The organism is Streptomyces zaehneri (genome assembly GCF_032248645.1).
GTDB classification, from domain to species: Bacteria; Actinomycetota; Actinomycetes; order Streptomycetales; family Streptomycetaceae; genus Streptomyces; species Streptomyces coriariae.
Window position 1 is genome coordinate 1 of record NZ_JASTTJ010000056.1, and the last position, 7456, is coordinate 7456.

Annotated in this window: 7 protein-coding genes and 1 pseudogene; 6 read left to right on the plus strand and 2 right to left on the minus strand. The window is 70.1% G+C overall.

The genetic code is table 11. The features are described 5' to 3' along the window. The first annotated feature begins 1064 nt into the window (after positions 1-1064). Positions 1065-1283, plus strand: a complete 219-nt coding sequence (locus tag QQM72_RS40490) for a DUF397 domain-containing protein (RefSeq protein WP_052183895.1) — start codon at positions 1065-1067, stop codon at positions 1281-1283. A 147-nt stretch (positions 1284-1430) separates the two neighbouring features. Here the strand turns inward: QQM72_RS40490 and QQM72_RS40495 are convergent, their stop codons facing one another. Beyond that, positions 1431-1916 carry an ATP-binding protein gene (locus tag QQM72_RS40495; RefSeq protein WP_054241766.1) on the minus strand — a complete coding sequence of 162 codons (486 nt, stop codon included), beginning with the start codon at positions 1914-1916 and terminating at the stop codon, positions 1431-1433. Positions 1917-2290: 374 nt separating this feature from the next. On the opposite strand from QQM72_RS40495, the gene QQM72_RS40500 reads away from it, so the two are divergent. The 5 genes from QQM72_RS40500 to QQM72_RS40520 all read left to right on the plus strand — a co-directional run bounded on the left by QQM72_RS40500 (position 2291) and on the right by QQM72_RS40520 (position 7246). Then, on the plus strand, positions 2291-3115 hold the full coding sequence (locus tag QQM72_RS40500; protein ID WP_171402167.1) for a helix-turn-helix domain-containing protein: 825 nt from the start codon (positions 2291-2293) through the stop codon (positions 3113-3115). Positions 3116-3236: 121 nt separating this feature from the next. Beyond that, positions 3237-4697: an aldehyde dehydrogenase family protein gene (locus tag QQM72_RS40505; RefSeq protein WP_314225812.1), complete on the plus strand. Its 1461-nt coding sequence runs from the start codon at positions 3237-3239 to the stop codon at positions 4695-4697. A gap of 97 nt (positions 4698-4794) precedes the next feature. Then, positions 4795-5436, plus strand: a complete 642-nt coding sequence (locus tag QQM72_RS40510; RefSeq protein WP_314225813.1) for a PadR family transcriptional regulator — start codon at positions 4795-4797, stop codon at positions 5434-5436. Positions 5437-5516: 80 nt separating this feature from the next. Continuing rightward, positions 5517-6488, plus strand: coding sequence for an ATP-binding cassette domain-containing protein (locus QQM72_RS40515; protein WP_314225814.1), 972 nt, complete (start codon positions 5517-5519; stop codon positions 6486-6488). After that, positions 6485-7246 (plus strand): ABC transporter permease, encoded by a 762-nt coding sequence (locus tag QQM72_RS40520; RefSeq protein WP_314225815.1) that lies wholly within the window; start codon positions 6485-6487, stop codon positions 7244-7246. The genes QQM72_RS40515 and QQM72_RS40520 overlap by 4 nt, the downstream gene beginning before the upstream one ends. 103 nt (positions 7247-7349) lie before the next feature. On the opposite strand, the pseudogene QQM72_RS40525 reads toward QQM72_RS40520, so the two are convergent. After that, positions 7350-7456 (minus strand): annotated as a pseudogene (locus QQM72_RS40525) (IS5/IS1182 family transposase); the annotation flags it as partial.

Here is a 7456-nt window from a genome sequence, read left to right on the forward strand (position 1 = left end):
TCCCCGACCTGTCCCACCCCGGTGCCCTCCCCGGCCCCACTCCACCGCTGACCCACTCCACCCGTAGGGCCCGCGGCCACACGCATCGCCGACACCGCCCCCGCCGACCCTCACCACGTCCGACCGACCACCACGTCCGACCGACCACCACGTCCGACCGAGCACCACCGCCCGCGCCGACCCCCTCCACAGCCCCTCCCCGCACCTGTCCTGTAGGCGTCCTCCCCGTCCACTCACGCCCCGTCCGGGAGCGGCTCCATCCGTAGTTCCGGGCCCGCTGTCTCCGTACGGTTCGCCCCTCACTCGTACGAGCGAATTCACCCACGCCGTCTACTCGCCCTGGCCGTTCGAGGCGGTCGTCGGCCCGACAGCGGGCCGAGGCGTCGCTACGGCGTCGGGCCGTCTCCGTCCCGCCCTCGCGGCCGACTTCACCGTCGTGCGCGGGGGCGGCGGCTTGTCGCCGTCGATCGTCGCCGCCCGGGGTGTTCCGGTTCCGGCCCGGGGCGACGGACCGGTCGGGCCGTCCTCGGACGGACAGGTGCCGGGGGGTTTGGGCGTCGGGCGGGACGCCGGAGGTGTGCCCGGCCGTCCCGCCGACCGCCGCGCCACGGCACCGGCGTACATCGGGCGGGGCCGCATCCCGAGGGACGTCCTACCGTGCCGAGCGGATGACGGGCATCCGCCGGAACCGTTCCTTTCGGGACGGCCCCGCCGCCGCACACCGGCCCCCGTCAGCCGATCTGTTCCCGTGTCGACGGAACAGGACGGCCGTGCCATGCGTCTGTTCCTAGTGCAGGAGTAGTTCGATCCGGACGACTTTCACGTGGACCCGACGTCGACCGCCGCCCCGGACGTGCGGGGCGGAACGCCGGGTAAAGCGGGCGTCAAAGCTGTAACCAGGCAGGCACCGCGCGTGCACGTGCATCTGCTCATGCGTCTGCACATGAACGGGGTTATGATCCGGGACAGTTGACCACGGCACCAATGGCCACACGAGCCAGTGCACCACCAGGGAGCGACCTGTGGACCACCACGTTGACGGGGGGCACGACGTGTACAACGGCATGACGGCCACACAGCTGTACGGGGTTGCCTGGCAGAAGAGTCGGCACAGCAACTCGCAGGGTTCCTGCGTCGAGTTCGCACGGCTGCCGGGCGGTGACGTGGCCGTGCGCAACTCGCGCTTCCCCGACGGTCCCGCACTCGTCTACACCCGCGCGGAGATCGAGGCGATGCTGCTCGGCATCAAGGACGGCGAGTTCGACCACCTGATCGCGAGCTGACGTCCCTCGACGCGCTCGCCCTCTCCTCGGCCGCGCTCTCCGTCGGCCCTCCGCCTGTGCTCCGCGTACTCCGGGAATGCGGACCTGTCGCGCGAAAACGGCGGGCAACGCGCGTAGAACCGCGGCGTCAGAGCGCGTCGCGGTTCGTCATTCGGCAGGCGTGTGCAGCCGGAAGAGCGCCCAGACGACCTTGCCGCCCAGGCTGCCGGAGAGCGGGTGCCAGCCCCAGCTGTCGGCGAAGGAGTCGACGAGGAACAGACCGCGGCCCGACTCCGCCGAGAAGTCGTCGCTCTCGCGGGGCAGCGGACTCTCCCGGCTGGGATCGCGCACCGCGCACACGAGGCGCTCGGTCCACCGCATCAGGTGCAGCCGCACGGGCGGATGCTGCCGGTCCGGTGCGTGCGGGACGTCGTCGGAGGAGAGTCCGTGTCTCAGGGCGTTGGTCACCAGCTCCGAGACGACCAGACAGACATCGTCGAAACGGTCGCCGACGTCCCACTGGCCGAGGGTCCGCTTGGTGAACTGCCGGGCCTCGCGCACCGCTTCGAAGCGGGCGGGCAGAGCACACGAGGCGGCGTTGGACACGGCCGCGGGATCAAGCGGCGGAAGGCCCTGCCGTAACGGCTCGAGCATGGTCGATCCATTCGTCCCCATGCGAGGCACTCCCGGGATTCGCGGTCGTTGCGATGCAGCGGTGGCGCGAGACCATGGTTTCCGATGCGCACTGCGGATGCAAGGGCAGATGCACGTGCACGTGACCGAAATGGACCTGCCCGTACCGCTTCTTGGCCATTTTTTCCGCCAACTTCTCGCCCGTCAGGGCCACTTCTCTTGCTTTCCCCTCACTGTTCCCTCGCATCGCGCTGTACGTATCCTTTGTCTTCTTTCCATCTCTGTAATCGGACGAGTACTGCTCGAAGTGTTTTAGTGGCAGACTGCGGCCCCTAAGACGGTTGGGGAGGCTGGCGAACGTGAGCGCGGGAGAGCCCGGATCGGTGGTGCGGCGGATGCTGCTCGGCTCGCAACTACGGCGACTGCGTGAGGCACGCGGCATCACGCGCGAGGCGGCGGGTTACTCGATCAGGGCTTCGGAGTCGAAGATCAGCCGGATGGAACTGGGCCGGGTGAGCTTCAAGACCCGGGACGTGGAGGACCTGCTGACGCTGTACGGCATCACGGACGACACCGAGCGCCAGGCGCTCGTCGGACTCGCCCGCGAGGCCAACGTGGCGGGCTGGTGGCACAGTTACTCGGACGTCCTGCCCAACTGGTTCCCCACGTACGTCGGCCTGGAGGGCGCGGCCGCGCTGATCCGGGCGTACGAGGTCCAGTTCGTGCACGGCCTGCTCCAGACCGAGGCGTACGCCCACGCGGTGGTGAGCCGGGGCATGAAGGGCGCGAACGCGGCCGACATCGACCGGCGGGTGGCGCTGCGTCTGGAACGGCAGAAGTACCTCGTCGCCGAGAGCGCCCCCGACTTCCACATCGTCCTCGACGAGGCGGCGCTGCGCCGGCCGTACGGCGACCGCGAGGTGATGCGCGGACAGCTCCAGCATCTGATCGAGATCTCCGAGCGGCCCAACGTGCGGCTCCAGGTGATGCCGTTCAGCTTCGGCGGGCACTCCGGCGAGTCCGGCGCCTTCACCATCCTGAGCTTCCCGGAGTCCGACCTCCAGGACGTCGTCTACCTGGAGCAGCTCACCAGCGCCCTGTATCTCGACAAGCGTGAGGACGTCGCGCAGTACGAGCAGGCGCTGAAGGAGCTCCAGCAGGACAGCCCCGGGCCGGACGAGAGCCGGGACCTCCTGCGCGGCCTGATCCAGCTGTCCTAGGGATTCCCCTAGCCCCTCCTGGATCGGCCCCAACTCCCTTGAAACCCCCGTACGATGACGTGTGATCAGATCGTGATGCCGATCGATCACAGCCGATCGCAGCAGGGGATTGAGGGATCACATGACGTCCTACTTCACTGACCTGGCCCAGCAGTACATCGACGGTAAGTGGCGTCCGGGGACCGGGTCCTGGGACATCATCGACTTCAACCCCTACGACGGCGAGAAGCTGGCCTCGATCACCATAGCCACCGTCGAAGAGGTCGACGACGCCTACCGTGCCGCCGCCCGCGTCCAGAAGCAGTGGGCCGCGACCAACGCCTATGCCCGCCGCTCGGTCTTCGAGAAGGTGCTGCGGCTGGTCGAGGAGCGCGAGGCGGAGATCAGCGAGGTCCTCGTCGCCGAGGCCGGCGGCACCTTCGGCAAGGCCGCCTTCGAGCTGCACCTCGCCAAGGAGTTCCTGCGCGAGTCGATCCACCTGGCGCTGCGTCCCGAGGGCCGCATCCTGCCCTCGCCGATCGACGGCAAGGAGAACCGGGTCTACCGGGAGCCGGTCGGCGTCGTCGGTGTGATCAGCCCGTTCAACGTGCCCTTCCTGCTGTCGCTGAAGTCCGTCGCCCCCGCGCTGGCCCTGGGCAACGGTGTGGTGCTCAAGCCGCACCAGAACACCCCGATCGCCGGCGGCACCGTGATCGCCAAGCTCTTCGAGGACGCCGGACTGCCCCCGGGCCTGCTGAACGTCGTCGTGACCGACATCGCCGAGATCGGCGACGCCTTCCTGGAGCACCCGGTCCCGCGGGTCATCTCCTTCACCGGCTCCGACAAGGTCGGCCGCCATGTCGCCACCGTCGCGGCCTCGCACTTCAAGCGGTCCATCATCGAACTCGGCGGCAACAGCGCCTTCGTCGTCCTCGACGACGCCGACGTCGACTACGCGGTCGACGCGGCCGTCTTCAGCCGCTTCGTCCACCAGGGCCAGGTCTGCATGGCCGCCAACCGCATCCTGGTCGACCGCTCGCTCGCGGACGAGTTCACCGAGAAGTTCGTCGCCAAGGTGAAGACCCTCAAGGCCGGCGACCCGCGCGACCCGCAGACGGCCATCGGCCCGGTGATCAACTCCCAGCAGGCGGAGGCCGTGACCGGCGCCGTCGAGCAGGCGATCGCCGAGGGCGCGACCGCCCTGCTGCACGGCACGACCACGGACAACCTCGTCGAGCCCTCGGTGCTGGCCGACCTGCCCGCCGACTCCGCCCTGCTCCAGCAGGAGGTCTTCGGCCCGGTCGTCTTCATCAACACCTTCGACGGCGAGGAGGAGGCGGTCCGCATCGCCAACGACACGCCGTACGGCCTCAGCGGCGCCGTCCACACCGCCGACATCGAGCGGGGCGTCGCCTTCGCCAAGCAGATCGTCACCGGCATGTTCCACGTCAACGACGCCACCGTCCACGACGAGCCGATCGTCCCCTTCGGCGGCGAGAAGAACTCCGGCGTCGGCCGCCTCAACGGCGAGACGACCCTGGAGGCCTTCACCACCACGAAGTGGATCTCGGTCCAGCACGGCCGCAGCGGATTCCCGTTCTGAGCCGTCCGACCCCCTGAGGGGCGGCGCTTCGGCAGCACGGCGGACATGCGCCCGGGCCCCTGACGGGCACGTGTCCGCCACGCCATAACCTGGGCGCATGTCAGCGATCCGTCTTCTCGTGCTGGGCGCCGTGCGTCAGCACGGGCGGGCCCACGGCTACCAGGTGCGCGGCGACCTGGAGTACTGGGGCGCCCACGAGTGGTCCAACGCCAAGCCGGGCTCGATCTACCACGCCCTGAAGCAGCTGGCGAAGCAGGGGCTGCTGCGCGAGCACGAGACGGCCCCGTCCACCGCGGGCGGCCCGCCGCGCACCGAGTACGAGATCACCGAGGCCGGCACCGAGGAGTACTTCAGGCTGCTGCGCGAGGCGCTGACCTCGTACGACCAGAAGACGGACGTGAAGTCGGCGGCCATCGGCTTCGTGGTCGACCTCCCGCGCGCGGAGGCCGTTTCGCTCCTGAAGGAGCGTATCCACGGCATCGAGGAGTGGCGCTCCGCCGTCACCGAGCACTACGTCCCCGAGGGCGGGCCGGAGCAACTGGGCCACATCGGGGAGATCATGAACCTCTGGATCCACACGGCCGACGCCGAGGCCACATGGACGCGCGGCCTGATCGCGCGGATCGAGCGCGGCGCGTACACCTTCGCGGGGGAGGGCGAGCCGTTCGTCGGCGTCCTCGCGGAGGGCGAGGAGAACCCGTACGCCACGGATGAGCGGCATCCGGGAGACGCTCGCTAATCAAGTTTGACGAGTCAGGTCCGCGGCGTTACTTTGAGTCGGTAGTCAAGTTTGATTAGCGGAGGGGTTGGGGGACTTTGATGGCCGACACGGCGATCACCGTCGAAGGCGTACGCAAGAGGTACGGCGACACGCAGGCACTGGACGGGCTCGACCTCACGGTGGCCCGCGGCACCGTGCACGGGGTGCTCGGGCCGAACGGCGCGGGCAAGACGACCCTGGTCAGGATCCTGTCCACGCTGCTGCGGCCGGACTCCGGACGCGTCGAGGTGGCCGGCCACGACGTCGTGCGCCGGGCCGGGGAGGTCCGCCGGCGCATCGGACTGCTCGGCCAGCACGCCGCCCTCGACGAGGAGCTGGGCGGCCGCCAGAACCTGGAGATGTTCGGCCGCCTCCACCACCTGGGCGCCCGCCACGCGCGCGTGCGTGCCGACGAGCTCCTGGAGCGCTTCGGCCTCGCCGCCACCGGCCGCAAGCCGGTCCGCGCCTACAGCGGAGGCATGCGCCGCCGCCTCGACCTGGCCGCCTCCCTCATCGGCAACCGGCACGGCACCGACCCGGAGGTGCTCTTCCTGGACGAGCCGACCACCGGCCTCGACCCGCGCGGGCGCGCCGAGGTGTGGTCCGCGGTCCGCTCGCTGGTCGGCGGCGGGACGACGGTCGTGCTCACCACCCAGTACCTGGAGGAGGCCGACCAGCTCGCCCACCGGATCTCCGTCGTCGACCGGGGCCGCGTGATCGCCGACGGCACGGCGGACGAGCTGAAGACGCTGACCGGCGGCGACCGCATCGACGTCGTCCTTCGCGACGCGGGCCTGCTGGGCGCGGCCCTCGCCCTGCTGCCCCTGCCCGAGGAGGACGTCACCGTCGACCCCGACCGCCGCCTGCTCAGCGCCCCGGTCACCGACCGCATGGCCGCCCTCTCCGCCGTCGTCCGCGCCCTGGAGGAGGCCGGCATCGAGGCGGAGGACGTGGCCCTGCGCCGCCCCACGCTGGACGAGGTGTTCCTGCACCTGACCGGGCAGGACGACCGTACGAAGGAGACCGTGTGAACACGTACGCGCTGACCGATTCCTGGACCATGACCCGGCGTGAACTCGCCCACTGGGCACGGCAGCCGGGCCGCCTCGTCGTCGGGCTGGTCTTCCCCGTGATGCTGCTGCTGATGTTCGGCTACCTGGTCGGCGGCGGCCGCGGGGTGAGCGGCGACTACCTCGACTACCTGATGCCCGGCATGCTCGCGCTCACCATGGCCTTCGGCCTGGAGGGCACGATGCTCGCCGTCACGCAGGATCTCGACAAGGGTGTCATCGACCGGTTCCGCGCCATGCCGATGGCCGACGGCGCGGTCCTGGTGGGCCGTTCGGCGGCCGACATGCTCCAGTCGGCCGTGGGCCTGGCGGTGCTGATCGTCGTCGGCCTCGCGCTCGGCTGGCGGCCCCAGGGCGGACCGGGCGCCTTCCTGGCCGCGGTGGGCCTGCTCCTCCTCTTCCGCTTCGCAATGCTGTGGATCGGCATCCATCTGGCGTTGGTGGCAGGCAAACCGGAGATGGTGCAGGCCGTGCAGATCCTGGTCTGGCCGGTCGGCTTCCTCTCCAACGCCCTCGCCGCCCCCGCCGCGATGCCCGGCTGGCTGGGCACCGCCGTCCAGTGGAACCCGATGTCCCGGACGGCGACCGCGGTACGCGACCTGTTCGGCGGCCTGGGCGCCGACCCGGCCCACCTGTGGGCGGCCACCGCCTGGCCCCTGGCCCTGCTGGCGGTCTTCTTCCCCCTGGCGGTCCGGAAGTTCGCCCGCATGAGCCACTGAGCGGGGTGGCTGGGGTGTTTCTTCTGGATCGGGTCGGATCAGGCGCCGGGCGCCGTGGACCCGGGCTGATCCAAGGGACGCGCCCTAGGGAGTGTCCGACGGATCATGATCGGAGCCATAAGCGGATCGCTGCTGCGGTGACGGTGCCATGGAAGACGTAGGCCCTCTTGTCGTAACGGGTTGCGACGGCACGGGAGTTCTTGAGCCGGT

Excerpts from the sequence above, each read along its gene's own strand:
- QQM72_RS40505 (WP_314225812.1), top strand. The coding sequence starts at position 3,237 with ATGACGTCCTACTTCACTGACCTGGCCCAGCAGTACATCGACGGTAAG.
- QQM72_RS40515 (WP_314225814.1), top strand. The coding sequence starts at position 5,517 with ATGGCCGACACGGCGATCACCGTCGAAGGCGTACGCAAGAGGTACGGC.
- QQM72_RS40500 (WP_171402167.1), top strand. The coding sequence starts at position 2,291 with ATGCTGCTCGGCTCGCAACTACGGCGACTGCGTGAGGCACGCGGCATC.
- QQM72_RS40495 (WP_054241766.1), bottom strand. The coding sequence starts at position 1,916 with ATGCTCGAGCCGTTACGGCAGGGCCTTCCGCCGCTTGATCCCGCGGCC.
- QQM72_RS40510 (WP_314225813.1), top strand. The coding sequence starts at position 4,795 with ATGTCAGCGATCCGTCTTCTCGTGCTGGGCGCCGTGCGTCAGCACGGG.
- QQM72_RS40490 (WP_052183895.1), top strand. The coding sequence starts at position 1,065 with ATGACGGCCACACAGCTGTACGGGGTTGCCTGGCAGAAGAGTCGGCAC.